The sequence below is a fragment of the Stenotrophomonas maltophilia group sp. msm1 genome, from assembly GCF_032025805.1.
Lineage (GTDB): Bacteria > Pseudomonadota > Gammaproteobacteria > Xanthomonadales > Xanthomonadaceae > Stenotrophomonas > Stenotrophomonas hibiscicola.
This window is the reverse complement of sequence record NZ_JAVSKH010000002.1, coordinates 496,518-517,680: the sequence shown is the minus strand read 5'-3', so window position 1 is coordinate 517,680 and position 21,163 is coordinate 496,518. Positions and strand designations below refer to the sequence as shown.

Below are 21,163 nucleotides of genomic sequence, written 5' to 3'. Positions count from 1 at the left end.
TGGTGGGAGGCGTGCCTCCCGTTGCGGTTTTTGTGGTCGCCCAGCGCATGCGCAAGGAGGCGTCCATCCAGAAAGGCAGCCGAGCATGGCCCGGCTCTACACGGTTGCGGCTTACGCGAACTGCTTCAGGAACCGCACATCGTTCTCGAAGAACGCGCGCAGGTCGTTGACGCCGTAGCGCAGCATCGCGAAACGCTCCACGCCCATGCCGAAGGCAAAGCCGGTGTAACGCTCCGGATCGATGCCGACATTGCGCAGCACGTTCGGATGCACCATGCCGCAGCCGAGCACTTCCAGCCAGCGGGTGCTGCCATCGGGCTGCTGCCAGGCGATGTCCACTTCCGCACCCGGTTCGACGAACGGGAAGTAGCTGGGACGGAAGCGCATCTCGAAATCGCGCTCGAAGAACGCGCGCACGAATTCTGCCAGCGTGCCCTTCAGGTCGGCGAAGGTCGAGTGCTCGTCCACCAGCAGGCCTTCGACCTGATGGAACATCGGCGAATGGGTCTGGTCGCTGTCGCTGCGGTACACCTTGCCGGCAGCGATCATGCGCAGCGGCGGCGCGTGGTCGCCCATGTAGCGCACCTGCACACCGGAGGTATGCGTGCGCAGCAGGCGGCCGTCGCCGAAGTAGAAGGTGTCGTGCATGGCGCGCGCCGGGTGGTGCGGCGGGAAATTCAGCGCCTCGAAATTGTGCCAGTCATCCTCGATCTCCGGCCCTTCCGACAGCTCGTAGCCCAGCCGGCCGAAAATACCGGTGATGCGTTCCAGGGTACGGGTGATCGGATGCAGGCCAGCGCGGTCGCCATTGCGGCCCGGCAGGGTGATGTCGATGGCTTCGGCAGCCAGCCGCGCGTCCAGTGCGGCGTCTTCCAGCAGCGCCTTGCGCTCGGCCAGCGCACGGGTCAGTGTGTCGCGGGCCTGGTTGATCGCTTCACCGGCGGCCTTGCGCTCCTCGGCCGGCAGGGCACCGAGCTGCTTGAGCTGCGAGGTGATGCTGCCGCTCTTGCCAAGCAGGGCCACGCGCAGCTGTTCCAGCACGTCAGGGCTCTGTGCGGCGGCCACATCGGCCAGCGCCTGGGTGGTGAGGGATTGGATGTCGCTCATGGGGGGCCGGAACTCCAGTCGATCTGCCATCGCGATGCGCGAAGGGCCGACCCCTGTCGCCACCGCCGTCCCCGCGCTGCCGCAATGGCCGCACCGGGACCCAAAAAAGAATGGGGAAGGACTTGCGCCCTTCCCCATGCATTGCCTTGACCTGACACCGTTCCGAGTGAACGGTTACGGCATCGGGAAGGACTTATGCCGCCAACGCGCCCTTGGCCTTTTCGGCCAGCGCGGCAAAACCGGCTGCGTCGTGCACGGCGATGTCAGCCAGGACCTTGCGATCCAGGGTGATGCCGGCCTTCAGCAGGCCGTTCATGAAGCGGCTGTAGCTCAGGCCGTTGATGCGGGCAGCCGCATTGATGCGGGTGATCCACAGCGAACGGAAGTTGCGCTTCTTCTGCTTACGGCCGATGTAGGCGTACTGCTGTGCCTTGATGACCGCCTGCTTGGCAACGCGGAAGACCTTGCGACGGGCGTTGTAATAGCCCTTGGCGAGATCCAGAATCTTCTTGTGGCGGCGACGCGCCTGTACGCCACGCTTAACTCGTGCCATTTTTCAGTTCCTCAGAGGTAAGGGAGCATGCGGTCCAGACGGCCTGCGTCTTCTGCACGGACATGGCCCGTCTGACGCAGATTACGCTTACGCTTGGTCGCTTTCTTCGTGAGGATGTGGCTACGGTTGGCGTGGCCGCACTTGTACTTGCCCGAGGCGGTCTTGCGGAAACGCTTGGCCGCTGCCCGGTTGGTCTTGATCTTGGGCATTGCAATGTCCTTGATGGGATTTGACCCTGGTTTCTGACTGATCTGGCGGCGGCCTGGGCCGCTCTTTCCGTCCTGCCATGATCGGCGTACGACCCGTCCTGGGTGGGTCGAGCCGGGCATGATACAGGCAAAACGGCCCTGCCACCAGCCCCTGCCCGCCTTTCATCCGCAACCCGCCGGCCCGCCACAAAAGCAAAGGGACGCCAGCGGCGCCCCCTTACCCTGAACCATTCAGCCAGGCGCCCCGAAAGGCAGCCCGTCAGGCCTCAGGTCTTCTTCTTCGGCGCGATCATCATGACCATCTGACGCCCTTCCAGGCGCGGACGGGATTCAATGACGATGTCCTCGCCCAGATCGGCCTCGATCCGGTTGGCCATTTCGCGGCCCAGCTCCTGGTGGCTCATTTCACGGCCACGGAAGCGGATGTTGACCTTGATCTTGTCACCATCTTCGAGGAACCCGCGCATCTTGCGCAGCTTGATCTGGTAGTCGCCCTCGTCCGTGACCGGACGGAACTTCACTTCCTTGATCTCGACCTGCTTGGTCTTCTTCTTGGCCTCGCTGGCCTTCTTCTGCGCTTCGAACTTGAACTTGCCGAAGTCCATGATCTTGCAGACCGGCGGATCGGCCTGCGGCTGGATTTCGACCAGGTCCAGGCCTTCATCTTCGGCCATGGACAGCGCTTCGTCGCGCGACAACACGCCGATCATTTCTCCGTCACTGCCGATCACGCGGACGCGCGGCACACGGATTTCCTGATTCTTGCGGTTCTGTTTGTTGTCAGGGGTGCTGATATTACGTTCTCCCAAGGGTATCGAACCGGCCCGGGTGCCTGTGCCCCCGGACCGGACCTTTGCTTACGCGCCCTCGGCGTGGAGCCGCTCGATGAAGGCCTGCAGGCTCATGCTGCCCAGGTCTTCGCCAGAACGCGTACGCACCGCCACAGCCCCATTTTCCTTCTCGCGGTCACCGATGACCAGCAGGTAGGGCACGCGCTGCAACGTATGCTCGCGGATTTTATAGCCGATCTTCTCGTTACGCAAATCCGAGCTGACGCGGAAGCCTTGCTCCGCAAGGGTTTTGGTCACGCCCGAGACATAGTCGGCCTGGGCGTCGGTGATGTTGGCCACCACCACCTGGGTCGGCGCCAGCCAGGCCGGGAACTGGCCCGCATGGTGCTCTATCAGGATGCCCAGGAAACGCTCCATCGAGCCGACGATGGCCCGGTGCAGCATCACCGGGTGCTTCTTCTGGCTGTTCTCGTCCACGTACTCGGCGCCCAGGCGGCCGGGCATCATGAAGTCGACCTGCATCGTGCCCAGCTGCCAGGTACGGCCGATGGCATCCTTCAGGTGGTACTCGATCTTCGGGCCGTAGAAGGCGCCCTCGCCCGGCAGCTCCTGCCATTCCACGCCACAGGCGGTCAGTGCCGAGCGCAGCGCGCCTTCGGCCTTGTCCCAGGTGGCGTCGTCACCCAGGCGCGATTCCGGGCGCAGCGCGATCTTGATCTGGATCTCGTCGAAGCCGAAGTGCTGGTAGACCGCCAGCGCCTGCTGGTGGAAGGCAGTCACTTCCGACTCGATCTGGTTTTCCGTGCAGAACACGTGGCCGTCGTCCTGGGTGAAGCCACGCACGCGCAGGATGCCGTGCAGCGCGCCGGACGGCTCGTTGCGGTGGCACGACCCGAACTCGCCGTAGCGGATCGGCAGGTCGCGGTAGCTGTGCAGGCCCTGGTTGAACACCTGGATGTGGCCCGGGCAGTTCATCGGCTTGACCGCGTAAGTGCGTTTCTCCGATTCGGTGAAGAACATGTTGTCCTGGTAGTTGTCCCAGTGGCCGGACTTCTTCCACAGGCTCACGTCCAGAATCTGCGGGCAACGCACTTCGCCATAGCCGCTGTTGCGGTAGACCTTGCGCATGTACTGCTCCACCACCTGCCACAGCGCCCAGCCCTTCGGGTGCCAGAATACCAGGCCCGGGGCTTCTTCCTGCAGGTGGAACAGATCCTGCTGCTTGCCGATGCGGCGGTGGTCGCGCATTTCGGCTTCTTCGATGCGCTTGATGTACGCCTCCAGCTGCTTCTTGTCGGCCCAGGCGGTGCCGTAGATGCGCTGCAGCTGCTCGTTCTGCGCGTCACCGCGCCAGTAGGCGCCGGAGATGCGGGTCAGCTTGAAGGCCTTCAGGAAGCGCGTGTTCGGCACGTGCGGGCCGCGGCACATGTCCACGTATTCCTGGTGGTAGTACATGCCCATCGCCTGGATGTCGTCGGCCATGTCCTCGATCAGGCGCAGCTTGTAGTCCTCGCCACGGGCCTTGAAGATCTCGACCACTTCGGCGCGCGGCGTCATCTTCTTGATGACGTCGTAGTCCTGGGCGATCAGTTCACCCATGCGCTTCTCGATCGCGGCCATGTCGTCCGGGGTGAACGGGCGCTCGGAATAGATGTCGTAGTAGAAGCCTTCGGCGATCACCGGACCGATCACCATCTTCACATCCGGGTACAGCTGCTTGACGGCGTGGCCGACCAGGTGGGCGCAGGAGTGGCGGATGATCTCCACGCCCTCCTCGTCCTTGGCGGTGATGATGCGCAGGGTGGCGTCGTGGTCGATGACGTCGCTGGCATCGACCAGCACGCCATCCACGGCACCGGCGATGGTGGCCTTGGCCAGGCCGGCGCCGATCGACTGGGCAACCTCCATGACGCTCACAGGGTTTTCGAATTCGCGGCGGCTGCCGTCGGGAAGGGTAATGTTGATCATCGCAGTGGCTTCGTGCGGGCCCGCCGGGCGGGCTGGAAAGCGTTCCCGGGCCGTTGCCCGGGCAATAAAAAAGCGCCGCGAGGGCGCCTGGAACGCAGGGCCTTCGGGGGCAGGTCAACAGTGGGCGGTGGTAGTGCTCATGTCGCACGCTCGGCCGGCGCTGGGCGCGGGCCACCTTGTTCCAGTCTGGGGTTCTGCGATGATCTTAAACCAGCGCACCGGAAAGCCCAAGGGCCACCGTACGGCCCGCTGAATGAGCCGCGCTGGCGGCGTGAAAACGCAATGATTACCATGTGCGCGCAGCCCGCCCCGTGCCAGCCTGCCCGCTTTCCCCCAGGACCTCGTGATGCGCCACCCGCTTCGACCGGCTGCCGCCGGCCCCGCCCGTGCCCCGCGTTCGCCGACCCGCCGCCGCGCAGGCTGCCCGCGATGATCACCGTCGGCCTCTCCACGCTGGGTTTCTGCAGCCTGGGCATGTTGGCGGCGATGTTCTCGGCACTGGCCTTCTATGCGGCCTCGCCCCACTGCCGCTGGCCGCGCCTGCGCCGCGCCGGCCGCCTGGGCCGCCAGATCGGCCTGGTCGCCGCTGCCGCCGCGCTGTGGCTGTGGATGGCCGAGCTCGGCTTTGCCGCCGGCCTGGTGGCGATGTTGTGCACCTGGATGCTCGCGGCGATGCTGCTGCCGGCGCTGGCCGCCTGGCACCGACCGGGCACGGAGTTGCCCTGATGTGGGCGCGCGCCTTCGCCGGCATCATCGTCGGCTTCCTGCTTGCAGCCGCCGTTACCGGCCTGCTCGCCTGGCTTCCGCCGGGCCCTTGGCAGCGAGCGCTGGTACCTACCCTGATCGCCTTCATCCCGCTGTGGATGCTGGCCGCCCTGTGGGCGTTCAGCTTCCGCAGCGCGCTGCGCGCCTGGCTGGTGCTGGGCGGCAGCGCCGCCACCGGCTTCGTCGTGCTCGGGCTGCTGCGCCTGACCGGCGCGGTGCAATGAGATCCACGCCATGAAGTTCAGTTCGCAGACCCTGCGCACGTTCACCACCCTGCACACCTGGGTCGGCCTGGTGGCCGGCTTCGGCCTGTTCGTGGCTTTCTACGCAGGCTCGCTGACCCTGTTCCACCATGACCTGCCGCGGTGGCAGACACCGGGCGCCGCCACGGCACTCCCGGCCAGCCTGGATGACGCCCAGTACCTGCTGGAGGACGTGCTGGCGGCGCATCCGGAAGCGCGCCGCCACGTCGGCATGACCTTCCCCGGCACCGAACACCCGCAGCCTCTGGCCTACTGGCAGGCCGATGACGGCAGCTGGCGCTATGCCTGGCCCGGCCAGATCGCCGGCAGCCCCACACCACCGCAGACCGGACTGGCCGAACTGGTCAACGAGCTCCATTACAGCCTCGGCCTGCCCGTGGCCGGGATCTACGTGATGGGCATTGTCAGCCTGCTGTACGGGATGGCACTGCTCAGCGGCCTGGTGATCCATCTGCCGAAGCTGCTCGGCGACCTGTTCGCGCTGCGTCCGGGGCGCAACCTGAAGCAGCTGTGGCAGGACGCGCACAACGTGGTCGGTGTGCTCAGCCTGCCCTTCCACCTGATGTTCGCGGTCACCGGCGCCCTGCTCTGCCTGGTGTTCGTGCAGATGGCCCTGCTCAACCCGCTGATCTACGACGGCAAAGCGCTGCAGGCAGTACCGACTGCGATGGACACCGCGCCGGTGCGAAATGCCAGTGGCATCCCGGCACCGCCGGGCAGCCTGCGCGTGCTGCATGCGCGCGCACTTGAAGTGGCCCGCGCACAGGGCGTGGCCAACTTCGAACCGGCCTATCTGAAGCTGGCCAATGGCGGCGATGCCAACGCGACGATCGAGATCACCGGCGAGGCCAGTGGCACCCTCGGCCCGCTTGGTGCCGTGGCATTGGACGTCGCCACCGGCAATCTGCTCGCGTCGCAGCTGCCGGGCCAGCGCGACGCCAACCACGCCACGCTCAGCGCCGCCTACGCGTTGCACTTCGGCGAATTCGGCAATGGCGTGGTGGTCTGGCTGTACTTCCTGCTCGGACTCGGCGGTGCGTTCCTGTTCTACTCCGGCAACCTGCTGTGGATCGAGTCGCGGCGCAAGCGTCGCCAGCCGCAACAGCCACGTGCCGGTGTGAACATGGCGCGGGCCACGGTCGGCGTGTGCATCGGCCTGTGCGTGGCGATCTCGATCGCGTTCGGCACCGCACTGGTGCTGGAGCGGCTGGCACCGTCGGCGGTCGACCACGGCATCCGCTGGGCCTGCTTCGGCAGTTGGGCGGCCTGCGCGCTATGGGCCGCGCTGCGCCGCCCGGCGCAGGCGGCACGCGAACTGCTGTGGGCGGCGGCGGTCAGTACCGCGCTGGTGCCGGTGCTGCACGGCGCACTCAATGGTGACTGGCTGTGGCGCGCCGCCGCAGGGGGGCACTGGCCGCTGTTCTGGGTCGATGCCATCGCGCTGGCGATGGCCTTCGGCTTCGCGCGTCTGGCCGTGGCCAGCCAACGCCGCGCCCGCAACGGCGATCCCAACAGCGTCTGGGCCGATTGAGCCTTCGCCGGGCATGGCCCGGTGCTACTGGAAGTCGGCTTGGCATGGGCAACGACGTACACCGCAGTGTGTGTATCAGATCGGTGACGTTGCGGCATGGGCCCAGCACGACGCGCCACCCGACACTCAATCGCCGATGCGCGCCTTCTGCCAGGGGCCCAGCATGGCATTGAGCAGGCTGGCCTGTTCGTCATCGCCGGTCAGTTCCCACATGAACACCCCGGCCAGGCCCTGCTCACGGGCGAACTGCGCACGCAGCCCGATCGAGCGCGGGTCTTCATAGCTGATGAAGATCTTCTGCGCGGCGTTGTACAGCCACGGGCTCTGCGCCTGCGGCTGCCAGTGTTTCGTCCAACCCGGCTGGTCGAGATAGCGCGCCTTGATCACCCGCCAGTCGCCGGCATCAGCCGGCGCACTGTAGGCCTGGTACAGCCCATCCGGGGCGTCGCCGGTGACCTTGAAGCCGCGCCCGTAGAACGGTACGCCCAGCACCAGCTTCCCGGCCGGCACGCCGTGCTCGCGGTAGAACTGCACCGCGCCGGCCACGTTGTTCCAGCGCCGCAGCTCCGGCGCCAGCGGATCGGCCGGCACTTCATGCAGAGGCGCATTGAAGGTCGACACCGAGGAGAAGCCGGTGCCCATGTCGTAGCTCATGAGGTTGATGAAATCGAACACCTTGGCCAGCGCCGGCAGGTCATAGCTCGCTGCTGGATCGTAGGGGCCATCGGTCTGCAGGCGACCGGCGGCCAGCGCGGCAGTCAGCAGCATCGACTGCCCCGTCCTGCGGCCGCGCGCATCGAGTGCCGCGCGGAAGGCCTGGGCAAGCCGGGTCAGATTGACGCGATCCTGCGGGCGATGCGCCAGCTCCTTCGGTCCGCCACTGACCGGGAACTCCCAATCGATGTCCACGCCGTCGAAGCTGCCGGCATGGCGATCGAAGAACAGCGCCATGCACGAATCGACCAAGCGCTTGCGGCTGGCCTCGGTCAGCGCTGCATCGGAGAACCCACCGGCACCCCAGCCACCGATCGAAATCAGCGTGCGCAGGTGCGGATGCGCCTTCTTGAGTTCGGCCAGTGCGGCGAAATTCTTCGGCGCTTCCGCACCGATCGTGCAGCGCCCGTCCTCGATGGTGGAGAACGCATAGAACAGATGCGTCAGGCGCTCGGCTGGAATGCTCGAGACCGGATAGCGTTCGGCCGAGCCGCCCGGGTAGTAGGCGCCGAAGATCGGCGGCTGTGCAGGCGCGGCGCGCGCGGCAATGGGCAGGGCGCCGGCAATCAGCACGGCAAGGACGGCCACGGTCTGGCGGAACATGGAAACTCCCGGTTCGAAGGCGCCGCCACGTTAGCAAACCGATGGGGCTGCGGTACGGGTGTCGCGGCATGTCGTCCCATGGACAGGCGCGATCCGTGCAACCGAGACAGAACGATGGCCGCGTGGCGGCCCTCATGCACTGCAGCAGGACATGCAGCGACCTGGATGAGCTTCTCTTCGCAACATCGAGGCAAAGAAAAAGCGGGCCGAAGCCCGCTTTTTCATTTGCGAAAGCGTGAGGACCAACGGTCCTCACCCACCGCACGATCAGCAGTACCGATTATTCGGCGCTGGCGCCTTCGCCTTCTTCGACGGCCTTCATCGACAGGCGGATACGGCCCTGCTTGTCGACTTCCAGCACCTTGACCTTGACCACATCGCCTTCCTTCAGCTTGTCGCCGACCTTCTCGACGCGCTCGCTGGAGATCTGCGAGACGTGGACCAGGCCATCCTTGCCCGGCAGGATGGTGACGAACGCACCGAAGTCCATGATCTTGGCGACCTTGCCTTCGTAGATGCGGCCCGGCTCGACGTCCGAGGTGATCTGCTCGATGCGGGCCTTGGCAGCCTGGGCAGCGATGGCGTTGACCGACGCGATGACGATGGTGCCGTCGTCCTGGATGTCGATCTGGGTGCCGGTTTCCTTGGTGATGGCCTGGATGGTCGAGCCGCCCTTGCCGATCACTTCGCGGATCTTGTCCGGGTGGATCTTGATGGTCAGCAGGCGCGGCGCGTAGTCCGACAGCTCTTCACGCGGAGCGGTCAGGCCGTGGGCCATCTCGCCCAGGATGTGCAGGCGGCCAGCCTTGGCCTGCTGCAGGGCCTGCTTCATGATTTCTTCGGTGATGCCTTCGATCTTGATGTCCATCTGCAGGGCGGAGATGCCCTCAGCGGTACCGGCCACCTTGAAGTCCATGTCGCCCAGGTGATCTTCGTCACCCAGGATGTCGGACAGGACCACGAAACGATCGCCTTCCTTGACCAGACCCATGGCGATACCGGCCACCGGGGCCTTCACCGGCACGCCGGCGTCCATCAGGGCCAGCGACGAGCCGCAGACCGAGGCCATCGACGAGGAACCGTTCGACTCGGTGATTTCCGAAACGACGCGGATGGTGTACGGGAAGGCTTCCAGCGACGGCATGACAGCCAGCACGCCGCGCTTGGCCAGACGACCGTGGCCGATTTCGCGGCGCTTCGGGCCCATCATGCGGCCGCACTCGCCCACCGAGAACGGAGGGAAGTTGTAGTGGAACAGGAAGTTTTCCTTGTACTCACCGGCAACGGCGTCGATGACCTGGCCATCACGGGCGGTGCCCAGGGTGATGGTCACGATGGCCTGGGTTTCGCCGCGGGTGAACAGCGAGGAACCGTGGGTACGCGGCAGCACGCCGGTCTTCACGGTGATCGGGCGGACGGTGTCCAGCGCACGGCCGTCGATGCGGACCTTGGTGTCCAGCACCGAGTCACGCATGGTGCGGTATTCCAGCTCGCCGAATTCCTTCGACAGCTCGGCCGGGTTCCAGCCTTCGGCGGCCACGCGGCCCGCCAGGGCTTCGAATACGTCCTTCTTGATCGCCGAGATGGCGTCGCGGCGCTGCAGCTTGTCACGCACCTGGAAGGCTTCGCCCAGGCGCGGGCCGATGGCTTCCTTCAGGGCGGAGATCAGCGCGTCGTTCTTGGCCGGGGCTTCCCAGGTCGACGGCTTGGTGCCGGCTTCGACGGTCAGCTCGTTGATCGCGTTGATGACCTTCTGCATTTCGCGGTGACCGAAGGTCACGGCGCCCAGCATCACTTCTTCGGACAGCAGCGCGGCTTCGGATTCGACCATCAGCACGGCGTTGGAGGTACCGGCGACGACCAGTTCCAGCTGCGAGTCAGCCAGTTCGCTGACGGTCGGGTTCAGGATGTACTCGCCGTTCTTGTAACCGACCTTGGCAGCGCCGATCGGACCCATGAACGGGGTACCGGCCAGGGCCAGGGCAGCCGAGGCACCGATCAGGGCCGGGATGTCACCGTCCACGTCCGGGTTCAGCGACATCACCGTGGCGATGATCTGCACTTCGTTCTTGTAGTCCTCCGGGAACAGCGGGCGGATCGGACGGTCGATCAGGCGCGAGATCAGCGTTTCCTTCTCGGTCGCACGGCCTTCACGCTTGAAGAAACCACCCGGGATACGGCCGCCGGCGTAGAACTTTTCCTGATAATCGACGGTCAGCGGGAAGAAGTCCTGGCCTTCGCGCGCGCTCTTGGCGGCGACGGCGGTGACCAGCAGTACGGTGTCGTCCATCTTGACGATGACGGCACCGCTGGCCTGGCGGGCGACTTCGCCGGTCTCAAGCGTGACGGTGTGCTTGCCGTACTGGAAGGTTTTGGTGATTTTTGCCACGGAGGGTGTCCTTGGGGATGCTGTCTGCGAATTTGGACCGTCGGCGACCCTTGCCGCCAGCGGGTGACCGGATCGTTCCGGCCTGAATCGGGGATTGCGGTACTACAAAACAAAACCGCGGCGCATCGCTGCGCCGCGGGGAATTCGTTGCTTAGCGACGCAGGCCAAGCTTCTCGATCAGGGCCTTGTAACGCTCGACGTCCTTCTTCTTCAGGTAGTCGAGCAGGCTGCGACGGCGGTTGACCATCTGCAGCAGGCCGCGGCGGCTGTGGTGGTCCTTCTTGTGGGTCTTGAAGTGGCCGGTCAGCAGTTCGATGCGGGCGGTCAGCAGGGCCACCTGGACTTCCGGGGAGCCGGTGTCAGCGGCGCTGCGCTTGTTGTCTTCAATGACCTTCTGGGTGTCGATCGACATTTCTTTTTTCTCTGTGATGCGTGGCCGGCAGGAACGCGCTTCGCGCACCGCCAGGCTCGCCGTGGACTACGAGGATGAAACCTGCACGAGGCAGGCTGCCGGAAAACGGCCGCGAAATTGTAACGGCCAGGGGCTTCCGGGACAAGGACCGGGGCTGAACCGCCCTGGCCCCGGTCAGAGGTTGAAACGACGCTGCGGAGCCAGCAGACCACTGTCATCGACCTGGCCCAGCCCCTGGACAGCATCGCCCGGACCGAACACCGCCACCAGGCCGTGGGGCCAGGACGGGTCGCGCTGGCGCTGGCCGACGCAGAAGCGATGGGTCTGGTCGGCATCGAGATCGACCCGCGGGTATTCAGCCAGGCCGGCCGCCAGCGGCAGCAGCAGCGCATCCATGGCCGCCTCGTCGCCGGCCTCGGCCATCGCCCGCAGCTGGTCCAGGGTGACCATCGCCGGTTCGCGGAACGGCTCCACCCAGAGCCGGCGCAGCGCACTGATGTGTGCGCCACATCCCAGCGCCTCGCCCAGGTCGCGGGCCAGGCTGCGGATGTAGGTGCCCGAACCGCAGGTCACGCGCAGCCGCAAGCGCTCAGGCTGCTGCTCCAGCACGTCGATGGCGTGCACCTGCACCTCGCGTTCCGGCGCCTCGATGACGTCACCACGGCGGGCCTTCACATACAGCGGCTCACCACCCTGCTTCAGTGCCGAATAGACCGGGGCACGCTGGCGGATGTTGCCGGTCAGCGGCGCCAACGCGGCCTGCAGGGCCTCGGCACCGATCGCCGGTACCGGGCGCTGCAGCAGCACCTGGCCCTCGGAATCGTCGGTATCGGTCGTCTGGCCGAGCACGATCTCGGCATCGTAGGCCTTGGCCGACCCCAGCAGCAGCCCAGCGATCTTGGTCGCCTCGCCGAAGCACAGCGGCAGCAGACCGGTGGCCAGCGGGTCGAGGCTGCCGGTGTGGCCGCCCTTCTCGGCACGGAACAGGCGACGGGCCACCTGCAGGGCGGCGTTGGAGCTCATGCCGGTCGACTTGTCGAGCAGCAGGATGCCATCCAGGCGGCGGAACTGAATTCGGGTCATGACAGATACGGGTAGCGCCGGGCCATGCCCGGCGAGCGCGAAGCGCGGCCAGCGTCCGGCCTCGCACGGTCAGAATGAAAAGACGCCGGGCATGGGCCCGGCGCTGGCTTATTCTTCGTCGCCCTCGCGACGCTTCTCCGCGGCCAGCGTATCGGGCAGGTCGCGCAGGAGGTTGTCGATATGCTCGCCACGATCGACCGAGTCGTCGTAGTGGAAATGCAGCTCCGGCACATGGCGCAGCTTCATCGCCCGGGCCAGGTCCATGCGCAGGCGGTAGCCCAGTTCCTTCAGGCCGGCCACCGCTTCCGCTGAACGCTCCGGCATCAGCGCGGTGACGAAGACCTTGGCATGAGCCATATCGCGGGTGATTTCCACGTCGGACACGCTCACCGAGGGCAACCCGTGCTCGCGCACGGCGTTGTGCACCAGGGTGCCGAGTTCGCGGCGCAGCTGGGCAGAGACACGGTCGGTTCGATGGAAAGTCTTGGGCACGAGGAGCTCTTGGTTCAGTTGTCGCCCGACCAACGGTCGGGCGCTACCTTTGATTCGATTGTCGCCCGGCCAACGGTCGGGCGCCATCTTTGATTCGATTGTCGCCCGGCCAACGGTCGGGCGCTACATCTACCATGGTACCCGACCGTTGGTCGGGTTCTACATCACGGTAGGGGGCGGCCCGGGGGGGGGGGGGGCGGGCGGGGGTGGGGAGGGGGGGGGGGGGGGGGGGGGGGGGGGGGCGGGCGGGGGGGGGGGGCGGGGGGGGGGCGGCGGGGGGCCCCCCGGGGGGGGGGGGGGGGGGGGGGGCCCTCCCGGGGGGGCGGGGGGGGGGGGGGGGGGGGCGGGGGGGGGCGGGGGCGGGGGGGGGGGGGGGGCCCCGGCCCCCCCACCCCCGCTTCCGCGTCACCCCTGGCGATAGACCTCGGCACCGGCCGCGCGGAACTCCGCCGACTTCTCCTTCATGCCGGCTTCGGCGTAGTCACGCACATCCTGGGTGATCTTCATCGAACAGAAGTGCGGGCCGCACATCGAGCAGAAGTGGGCCAGCTTGTGCGCATCCTTCGGCAGCGTCTCGTCATGGAATTCCTTGGCCTTCTCCGGATCCAGGCCAAGATGGAACTGGTCTTCCCAGCGGAACTCGAAACGCGCCTTGCTCAGCGCGTTGTCGCGCACCTGCGCGCCCGGATGCCCCTTGGCCAGGTCGGCTGCGTGCGCGGCAATGCGATAGGCCATGATGCCGTCGCGCACATCCTGGCGGTTGGGCAGGCCAAGGTGCTCCTTCGGCGTCACGTAGCAGAGCATCGCCGTGCCGAACCAGCCGATCATCGCCGCACCGATCGCGCTGGTGATGTGGTCGTAGCCCGGCGCGATGTCGGTGGTCAGCGGGCCCAGCGTATAGAACGGCGCCTCGCCACACTCGCGCAGCTGCTTGTCCATGTTTTCCTTGATCAGCTGCATCGGCACATGGCCGGGGCCTTCGATCATGGTCTGCACATCATGCTTCCAGGCGATCTTCGTCAGCTCACCCAGCGTTTCCAGCTCACCGAACTGCGCGGCGTCGTTGGCATCGGCGATGCAGCCCGGGCGCAGGCCGTCACCCAGCGAGAAGGTCACGTCATAGGCCTTCATGATCTCGCAGATGTCTTCGAAATGCGTGTAGAGGAAATTCTCCTTGTGGTGCGCCAGGCACCACTTGGCCATGATCGAGCCACCACGGCTGACAATGCCGGTCACGCGCCTGGCGGTGAGTGGCACGTAGCGCAGCAGCACGCCAGCGTGGATGGTGAAGTAGTCCACGCCCTGCTCGGCCTGCTCGATCAGCGTGTCACGGAAGATTTCCCAGGTAAGTGCTTCGGCACGGCCGTCGACCTTCTCCAGCGCCTGGTAGATCGGCACGGTACCGATCGCCACCGGCGAGTTGCGGATGATCCACTCGCGGGTCTCATGGATGTGCTTGCCGGTGGACAGGTCCATCACCGTGTCACCGCCCCAGCGGATCGCCCACACCAGTTTCTCCACTTCCTCGGCAATGCCCGAGGACACTGCGCTGTTGCCGATGTTGGCGTTGATCTTGGTCAGGAAGTTGCGGCCGATGATCATCGGCTCGCTTTCCGGGTGGTTGATGTTGTTGGGCAGTACCGCGCGGCCGCGTGCGATCTCGTCGCGCACGAATTCGGGTGTGATCACCTTCTGGATTGAAGCACCGAACGACTCGCCCGGGTGCTGCTGCAGCAGGCCGGCATCGCGGACCGCGTCGAGCCGCTGGTTCTCGCGGATGGCGACGAACTCCATTTCCGGCGTGATGATGCCGCGCCGCGCATAGTGCATCTGGGTGACGTTCGCGCCGGCTCGCGCACGGCGTGGCAGGCTGCGCGCAGGGAACCGCACGGCATCGAGTTTCGGGTCATGCTCGCGGTCGCGGCCGAACGAAGAACTCAGTCCTTCGAGCTGTTCGGTATCACCGCGCTCTTCCACCCAGCTGCGGCGCAGTTCCGGCAAACCGGCCGACAGATCGATGCGCACCTCCGGATCGGTGTACGGACCGGACGTGTCGTAGACCGTGACCGGTGCGTTCTCTTCGCCGCCGAACAGGGTCGGCGTGCGGGTCAGCGCGATCTCGCGCATCGGCACCAGCAGATCCGGGCGCGAGCCGGCCACGTGTATCTTGCGCGATCCGGGAATGGGCCGGGTCACGGATTCGGAGAGTTGCTGGGCCTGTTGCTGCAGGGCGGAGAGCTGTGCGTTCATCGGGCATCGTCCAGGAAGGTCAGGGACGAAGCGGCGGCGCACTGCTGCCGCTCCCGGACGGTCCTTGGGCGGAATCCGGGCATGGCTGCACTGCAAAGCTTCCCTACGCCGGTATGAGCCGGATCAGGTTCCAAGGGACTGTCTCAACCGTGGCCACATGGCCCGGTACCCCCGCTTCTTGGTGTGCATTAGAGCATAGAACGTGCTGCAGCCCATGGCTGTTCCATCCACGCACGGTGTGGATCCGCTGTCTCTGTATTAACAGAACCGTGACATCGCATTCAGTAACGTGCACGCGCATCCTGCCGCTGCGGCCGGTGTTTCCTCGCCGCCTTCGCGGCCCCCTGCCCGGTCTGTGCTGCATGTCGCCGGCCCCTCGCAGCAAGCTCTGCTCGCTCCCCTCAATCCCTTGATCGGAGAAGCCCCTTCATGGTGTTTCGCGTTTCCATTGCACTGGTTCTGCTGCTGGTGCTGCTCGCCGGTGTTGCACCCGGTCCCTTCAATACCGTGGTGCAGAGCATCCTCGGCGAACTCATCCGCGGCATCGGCTGGCTCTACCTGCTGGTCGTGTTCCTGGCCCTGGTATTCCTGATGTACCTGGCCTTCGGCCGCTTCGGCAACCTGCGCATCGGCGGAGAGGACGCCGAACCGGAGTTCTCGCGGGCCAGCTGGATGTCGATGCTGTTCGCCGCTGGCATGGGCATCGGTCTGGTGTTCTGGGGCGCCGCCGAGCCCATTTCGCACTTCAGCAAGCCACCGGAAGGGCTGGCACCTGAAAGCATGGACGCCGCGCGTGCTGCCATGCGCTACGTGTTCTTCCATTGGGGCCTGCACCCCTGGGCCATCTATGCGCTGATCGGCCTGGCAATGGCCTGGTTCCAGTTCAACCGCAACGGCCGTGGCCAGATCAGCGATATGTTGCAACCGATCATCGGCCGTCACCATCGTGGCTGGATCGGGCATATGGTCAACATCTCCGCGGTCGTCGCCACCGCGGTTGGCGTGGCTACAGCACTGGGCTTCGGCACGATACAGATCGCGGCCGGCGTGGAACGCGTGTTCGGCGTGCAGGCGGGCGTGCCGCTGCAGCTGACCATCATCGCAGTGGCTTTCGTGCTGTACATGGCGTCCACGCTCAGCGGCGTCGGCCGCGGCATGAAATGGCTGTCCAACTTCAACCTTGCATTGGCTGCACTGCTGCTCGCGCTGGTGCTGGTACTCGGCCCGACTGGCGCGATCTTCAACACCTTCACGACGACGTTGGGCTCCTATCTCAATCAGCTGGTGACGATGAGCCTGCGCATGTCACCGTTCTCGTCCAGCACCTGGGTCGCGGACTGGACGATCTTCTACTGGGCCTGGTGGATCTCCTGGGCACCGTTCGTGGGTTCGTTCATCGCGCGCATCTCGCGCGGGCGCAGCGTGCGCGAGTTCGTGATCGGCGTGGTGCTGGCACCGACGCTGCTGGGCTTCTTCTGGTTCTCGGTGTTCGGTGGCACCGCGATCTGGATGCAGATCTTCGGCCAGGCCGACCTGCTGCAGGCACTGGGCAACGGCTATGAAACGGTGCTGTTCACCATGTTCGACAGCATGCCGCTGCCGTTGCTGCTGTCGTGCATTGCGCTGGTGCTACTGATGATCTTCTTCGTGACCTCGGCTGATTCTGCGGTACTTGTGCTGGCCAGCATGTCCACGGACGACGCGGGCGAGCCATTGCGCAAGCACAAAGTGGCGTGGGGTGTCGGCATTGCGCTCGTGGCGGGTTCCTTGCTGTTGGCAGGGGGACTGGAGGCGCTGCAGGGCATGATCACCATCGCTGCGCTGCCGTTCGCGCTGCTGATGCTTCTTGTGATGGTGTCCCTGTACCGGGTGCTGGACCAGGAATACACCCGGGAGCGGCGGCAGGCGCAGCGCCAGCGGCACATGATCGATGCGTGGATTGCACGCGAGATGGCGGCGCAGGAGGAAACCCAGGCGGAGGCAGCGCGCGCGCACGATCAGGATTGAGGGGGTTTTGCAGCCTGCGGCTGCACCGCTTTTTTCAAGCAACGGCAACAACAACTTCAAAAGCGGCTCTGGATTTCTGCTGGTCTGGCGGTGAGGGGGCCGATGGCGGGACACGCCGCAAGTACGGTCCCTGTAGGCTCGGCCACGGCATCCATGCCGTGGACGGTCCCGCCATCGGCCCCTCCCCGCCTCCGACAATTTCCCGGTGACGGCAGTAGATCCACGCCATGCGTGGATCAGGTGTATCGGAAAACAAGAAGGGGTCGGATCCGTTTTCCTTCGGAAAACGGGTCCGACCCCAACCCACAGCGCGCGGCTGTTGCTGTTGCTGTTGCTGTTGCCTTTGCTCTTGATCTTCTTCTTTCTCTTCCTGCGGTGGCGGCCGCAGGAAACTGTCCGTGGCCGGGCGGGTGGGTTGGCTGGGGGCGTGAGCCGCATGGGCCCGAGGCATGCCTCGGGCGGGTTGGGCCGGATGCCCAACCCCGGTCTTGCCGTGTGCGCAGGACAGTGCACACGAGCAAGCGGCGACCGAGCTTACATGGACGTACTAGCAGCGGCCCCCAGACAATCCACCCGCCCGGCCAAACCAAGCATCACTGAAACCCTCACCACCGCAGAGGGGGCTCAGCCCGGTGGCCGGAAAACCTCAATACCCCGCCGCCTGCCCATCCTTGCGGCTCTCCGAAGCACCGTAGTAAACCCCGGTCTCGGGATCACGCATGATCGCTTGGTACCCGCCATACGGGCCATCGGCGAACACGATGCGATGCCCCTTGCGCATCAGCGCGCGCACCGTCTCGTACGGGAAGCCGGTTTCCAGATTCACTTCACCACCGTCGGTCATCGCCGTGGCCTGACCCGTCGGTTCAGTCGAGCCTTCGTGCTGGATGCGCGGCGCATCACCGGCTTCCTGCAGGTTCATGCCGAAGTCCACCAGGTTCATCACGATCTGCGCGTGGCCCTGCGGCTGCATCGCGCCGCCCATCACGCCGAAGCTGGCATACGGCTTGCCGCCCTTGGTGATGAACGCCGGAATGATGGTCTGGAAGGGGCGCTTGCCCGGCGCGTAGCCGTTGGGATGGTTCTTCTGCAGCACGAACATCTCGCCACGATCCTGCAGGATGAAGCCCAGCCCCGGCGGCGCCATGCCGCTGCCCATGCCGCGGTAGTTGGACTGGATCAGCGAGACCATCATGCCGTCGGCGTCGGCCACGGTCATGTAGATCGTGTCGCCCTCCTCCAGCTGCTTCGGTGTGCCCGGCTGCACTTCCTTCAACGCCTTGTCCATCGAGATCAGCGCACGACGCTGCGCGGCGTACTCCTTGGAGATCAGCTTCTGCACCGGCGCCGGCTGGAACGCCATGTCGGCGTAGAAGCGTGCACGGTCGGCGAAGGCCAGCTTCTTCGCTTCAACGAACAGGTGCACATGCTCCGGTGAACCAAACGGGATCTTCGAGAAATCGTAGCCTTCCAGCACGTTGAGGATCTGCAGCGCGGCAATGCCCTGGCTGTTCGGCGGCAGTTCCCACACGTCGTAGCCACGGTAGTTGCTGCTGACCGGCTCGACCCATTCACCGTGGTGCTCGGCCAAGTCCTGATAGCTCAGATAGCCACCGTTGGCCTTGAAATAGGCGCCGATGGTGCGGGCGATGTCACCCTTGTAGAAGGCGTCGCGGCCGCCATCGGCGATCTTCTGCAGCGTGCTGGCCAGATTCGGGTTCTTCCACATCTCGCCCTTGCGCGGGGCGTGGCCGTTGATCGTGAACTGCTCCTTGAAGCCCGGGTACTGCGACAGCTTGGGTACCGAGCGGTCCCAGTAGTAGGCGATCACTTCGGCCACCGGGTGGCCCTCGCGGGCGTAGCGGATGGCCGGCGCCAGGTTGTCGGCCATCGGCTTGCGACCGAAGCGGTCGTGCAGTGCGAACCAGCCGTCGACCGCGCCAGGTACCGACACCGGCAGCGGGCCGGTGGCCGGGATGTCCTTCAGGCCACGGCGCTGGAACTCGGCCAGGGTGAGCGATTTCGGCGAGCGCCCCGAGCCGTTGTAGCCATAGAGCTTCTGCGTCTTCGGGTCCCAGACGATGGCGAACAGGTCGCCGCCGATGCCGTTGCCGGTGGGCTCCATCAGGCCCAGCGCTGCGTTGGCCGCGATGGCGGCATCCACCGCCGAGCCACCGCCCTTCATCACGTCCAGCGCGATCTGGGTGGCCAGCGGCTGCGAGGTGGCGGCCATCGCATGGGGGGCGATCACCTCCGAACGGGTGGCGAAGGTGTGGCCGGTAATGCGGTCGGCGGCAAAGGACAGCGCGGGCACGGCAGCCAGCACGGCGGCGGCGATCAGGGAACGGGCAAGGCGTCGGGACACGGTCGGGTTCCGATGGACGGGTGGTTCCCCGATCTTCGCCGCTGCGGCCTTCACGCGGTATCGGACAGACGTCATGGACGTTGATCCTGGGGTGGAAGAATCCAACGGATTCCGCGCAAAAACCGCCCAGAAAGGAGTGAATTCGGGTTCACCGAAACACTTTCAGCAGCAACCATCCTTGTGCCGCAAGCGATTGCGCTGGATTCACTGGAAAGCGATAAAAAAACCGTCGCGAGGGTTGACACCGCCAAAACGGCTGTGTTTCTCTCGATCACATGTTGCATCACAACACGCCACTGCGATCCCACATTGAAGCCGCCGACACCGGCGCCGCCTCGCTGCGTTCGATTCTTGTGCTCGTACTTATTACCCAGCCACCAGGTGCGGGACGAGCCAGCGTGTAAGCAACAAACACACCGGAACTCATCAAAACCCGCACCCGCCCCGGTGCGGGTTTTTTCATTTCAGGACCTGGTTTCAGACGCAACCACCATGACCAACGCTCAGTGCAACGCCCGGCCCCAGACCACCACCACGCCTCGTGGTGGCTGTGGCTGTGCGATGCGCAGCGCCTCCTCCACCGCTTTCCCCTGACCGGCCGGCACGTCACCTTCGACGACCGGCCGTTCTTTTTTCTTCCCACCGCAAGGAACCTCCCCCATGAGCACCAACGACCTGCCCCAGACCAAGATCGCCGTCATCGGCTACGGCAGCCAGGGCCGCGCCCACGCACTGAACCTGCGCGAATCCGGCTTCGACGTGGTGGTAGGCCTGCGTCCGGGCGGCCCGACCGAGGTGAAGGCGCAGGCCGATGGCTTCGCCGTCAAGGCGCCTGCCGATGCAGTGAAGGACGCCGACCTGGTCGCCGTGCTGACCCCGGACATGGTGCAGAAGAAGCTGTACGACGACGTGCTGGCACCGAACATGAAGCAGGGTGCGGTGCTGTTGTTCGCGCACGGCCTGAACGTTCATTTCGACATGATCAAGCCGCGCGACGACCTCGACGTGGTGCTGGTCGCACCGAAGGGCCCGGGCGCGCTGGTCCGTCGTGAATATGAAATCGGCCGCGGCGTGCCGTGCATCTGGGCGGTCTACCAGGACAAAAGCGGCAAGGCCGCCGAGTACGCACTCGCCTATGCAGCCGGCCTGGGTGGCGCCCGCGCCAACCTGATCCAGACCACCTTCAAGGAAGAGACCGAAACTGATCTGTTCGGCGAGCAGGCGGTGCTGTGCGGTGGCGCTTCGGCGCTGGTGCAGGCGGGCTTCGAGACCCTGGTGGAAGCCGGTTACCAGCCGGAAATCGCCTATTACGAAGTGCTGCACGAACTGAAGCTGATCGTGGACCTGTTCTACGAAGGTGGCATCTCGCGCATGCTGGAATTCATCTCCGAGACCGCGCAGTACGGCGACTACGTCAGCGGCCCGCGTGTGATCGATGCCGGCACCAAGGAACGCATGAAGGAAGTACTGAAGGACATCCAGGACGGCACCTTCACCAAGAACTGGGTGGCCGAGTACGAAGCGGGCCTGCCGAACTACAACAGGTTCAAGCAGGCCGACCTGGAGCACCCGATCGAGAAGGTGGGCAAGGAACTGCGCGCCAAGATGGTCTGGTTGCAAGGACAGGCCGCGTAAACGCGCGGCCCTCCCCCACCCGCTTT

Annotated in this window: 17 protein-coding genes and 1 riboswitch; of the genes, 5 read left to right on the top strand and 12 right to left on the bottom strand. The window is 65.6% G+C overall.

Translation table 11 applies throughout. The annotated features are described in order from the left end of the window. Positions 1–111 precede the first annotated feature (111 nt). The 5 genes from pheS to thrS form a co-directional block, all read right to left on the bottom strand. Complete coding sequence (pheS, locus tag ROV95_RS09965) at positions 112–1,107, bottom strand: phenylalanine--tRNA ligase subunit alpha (protein ID WP_164145054.1); 996 nt, start codon at positions 1,105–1,107, stop codon at positions 112–114. Positions 1,108–1,300: 193 nt separating this feature from the next. Then, entirely contained in the window at positions 1,301–1,660 is a 360-nt protein-coding gene (gene rplT, locus ROV95_RS09960; RefSeq protein WP_005410435.1) for a 50S ribosomal protein L20, read from the bottom strand. A gap of 11 nt (positions 1,661–1,671) precedes the next feature. Beyond that, on the bottom strand, positions 1,672–1,869 hold the full coding sequence (rpmI, locus tag ROV95_RS09955; protein WP_005410436.1) for a 50S ribosomal protein L35: 198 nt from the start codon (positions 1,867–1,869) through the stop codon (positions 1,672–1,674). A gap of 266 nt (positions 1,870–2,135) precedes the next feature. Continuing rightward, positions 2,136–2,678 (bottom strand): translation initiation factor IF-3, encoded by a 543-nt coding sequence (gene infC / locus ROV95_RS09950; protein WP_019660568.1) that lies wholly within the window; start codon positions 2,676–2,678, stop codon positions 2,136–2,138. 48 nt (positions 2,679–2,726) lie between these two features. Next, on the bottom strand, positions 2,727–4,628 hold the full coding sequence (gene thrS / locus ROV95_RS09945) for a threonine--tRNA ligase (RefSeq protein WP_312544205.1): 1,902 nt from the start codon (positions 4,626–4,628) through the stop codon (positions 2,727–2,729). Positions 4,629–5,057: 429 nt separating this feature from the next. Here thrS and ROV95_RS09940 point away from each other — a divergent pair, with 429 nt between their 5' ends. From ROV95_RS09940 to ROV95_RS09930, 3 genes are read left to right on the top strand one after another with little or no spacing between them, the layout of a single operon-like run. Next, positions 5,058–5,354, top strand: a complete 297-nt coding sequence (locus ROV95_RS09940) for a hypothetical protein (RefSeq protein ID WP_021202190.1) — start codon at positions 5,058–5,060, stop codon at positions 5,352–5,354. Further along, positions 5,354–5,617: a hypothetical protein gene (locus ROV95_RS09935; RefSeq protein WP_111097927.1), complete on the top strand. Its 264-nt coding sequence runs from the start codon at positions 5,354–5,356 to the stop codon at positions 5,615–5,617. Before ROV95_RS09940 ends, ROV95_RS09935 begins: the two co-directional genes overlap by 1 nt. Before the next feature lie 10 nt (positions 5,618–5,627). Beyond that, positions 5,628–7,187, top strand: a complete 1,560-nt coding sequence (locus tag ROV95_RS09930; RefSeq protein ID WP_171952892.1) for a PepSY-associated TM helix domain-containing protein — start codon at positions 5,628–5,630, stop codon at positions 7,185–7,187. Between the two features lie 126 nt (positions 7,188–7,313). Here the strand turns inward: ROV95_RS09930 and ROV95_RS09925 are convergent, their stop codons facing one another. The 6 genes from ROV95_RS09925 to thiC all read right to left on the bottom strand — a co-directional run bounded on the left by ROV95_RS09925 (position 7,314) and on the right by thiC (position 15,130). Beyond that, on the bottom strand, positions 7,314–8,504 hold the full coding sequence (locus ROV95_RS09925) for a glycoside hydrolase family 18 protein (protein ID WP_262213239.1): 1,191 nt from the start codon (positions 8,502–8,504) through the stop codon (positions 7,314–7,316). 280 nt (positions 8,505–8,784) lie between these two features. Continuing rightward, positions 8,785–10,893: a polyribonucleotide nucleotidyltransferase gene (gene pnp / locus ROV95_RS09920; protein ID WP_005417884.1), complete on the bottom strand. Its 2,109-nt coding sequence runs from the start codon at positions 10,891–10,893 to the stop codon at positions 8,785–8,787. Between the two features lie 151 nt (positions 10,894–11,044). Continuing rightward, a complete protein-coding gene (rpsO, locus tag ROV95_RS09915) occupies positions 11,045–11,305 on the bottom strand; it encodes a 30S ribosomal protein S15 (RefSeq protein ID WP_005417886.1) in 261 nt (86 codons plus the stop codon). Between the two features lie 174 nt (positions 11,306–11,479). Beyond that, entirely contained in the window at positions 11,480–12,388 is a 909-nt protein-coding gene (truB, locus tag ROV95_RS09910; protein ID WP_251102655.1) for a tRNA pseudouridine(55) synthase TruB, read from the bottom strand. A 108-nt stretch (positions 12,389–12,496) separates the two neighbouring features. After that, positions 12,497–12,880 carry a 30S ribosome-binding factor RbfA gene (rbfA, locus tag ROV95_RS09905; RefSeq protein WP_312544196.1) on the bottom strand — a complete coding sequence of 128 codons (384 nt, stop codon included), beginning with the start codon at positions 12,878–12,880 and terminating at the stop codon, positions 12,497–12,499. Positions 12,881–13,285: 405 nt separating this feature from the next. Further along, positions 13,286–15,130 (bottom strand): phosphomethylpyrimidine synthase ThiC, encoded by a 1,845-nt coding sequence (thiC, locus tag ROV95_RS09900; RefSeq protein ID WP_312544194.1) that lies wholly within the window; start codon positions 15,128–15,130, stop codon positions 13,286–13,288. An 82-nt stretch (positions 15,131–15,212) separates the two neighbouring features. Continuing rightward, a riboswitch (TPP riboswitch) is annotated at positions 15,213–15,313 on the bottom strand. A gap of 246 nt (positions 15,314–15,559) precedes the next feature. Here thiC and ROV95_RS09895 point away from each other — a divergent pair. Next, a complete protein-coding gene (locus tag ROV95_RS09895) occupies positions 15,560–17,137 on the top strand; it encodes a BCCT family transporter (RefSeq protein WP_155030082.1) in 1,578 nt (525 codons plus the stop codon). 646 nt (positions 17,138–17,783) lie between these two features. Here the strand turns inward: ROV95_RS09895 and ggt are convergent. Beyond that, on the bottom strand, positions 17,784–19,502 hold the full coding sequence (gene ggt / locus ROV95_RS09890) for a gamma-glutamyltransferase (protein ID WP_155030083.1): 1,719 nt from the start codon (positions 19,500–19,502) through the stop codon (positions 17,784–17,786). A 660-nt stretch (positions 19,503–20,162) separates the two neighbouring features. Between ggt and ilvC the strand changes: the two genes are divergently transcribed. Continuing rightward, a complete protein-coding gene (ilvC, locus tag ROV95_RS09885; RefSeq protein WP_164145202.1) occupies positions 20,163–21,137 on the top strand; it encodes a ketol-acid reductoisomerase in 975 nt (324 codons plus the stop codon). The last annotated feature ends 26 nt before the right edge of the window (positions 21,138–21,163 follow it).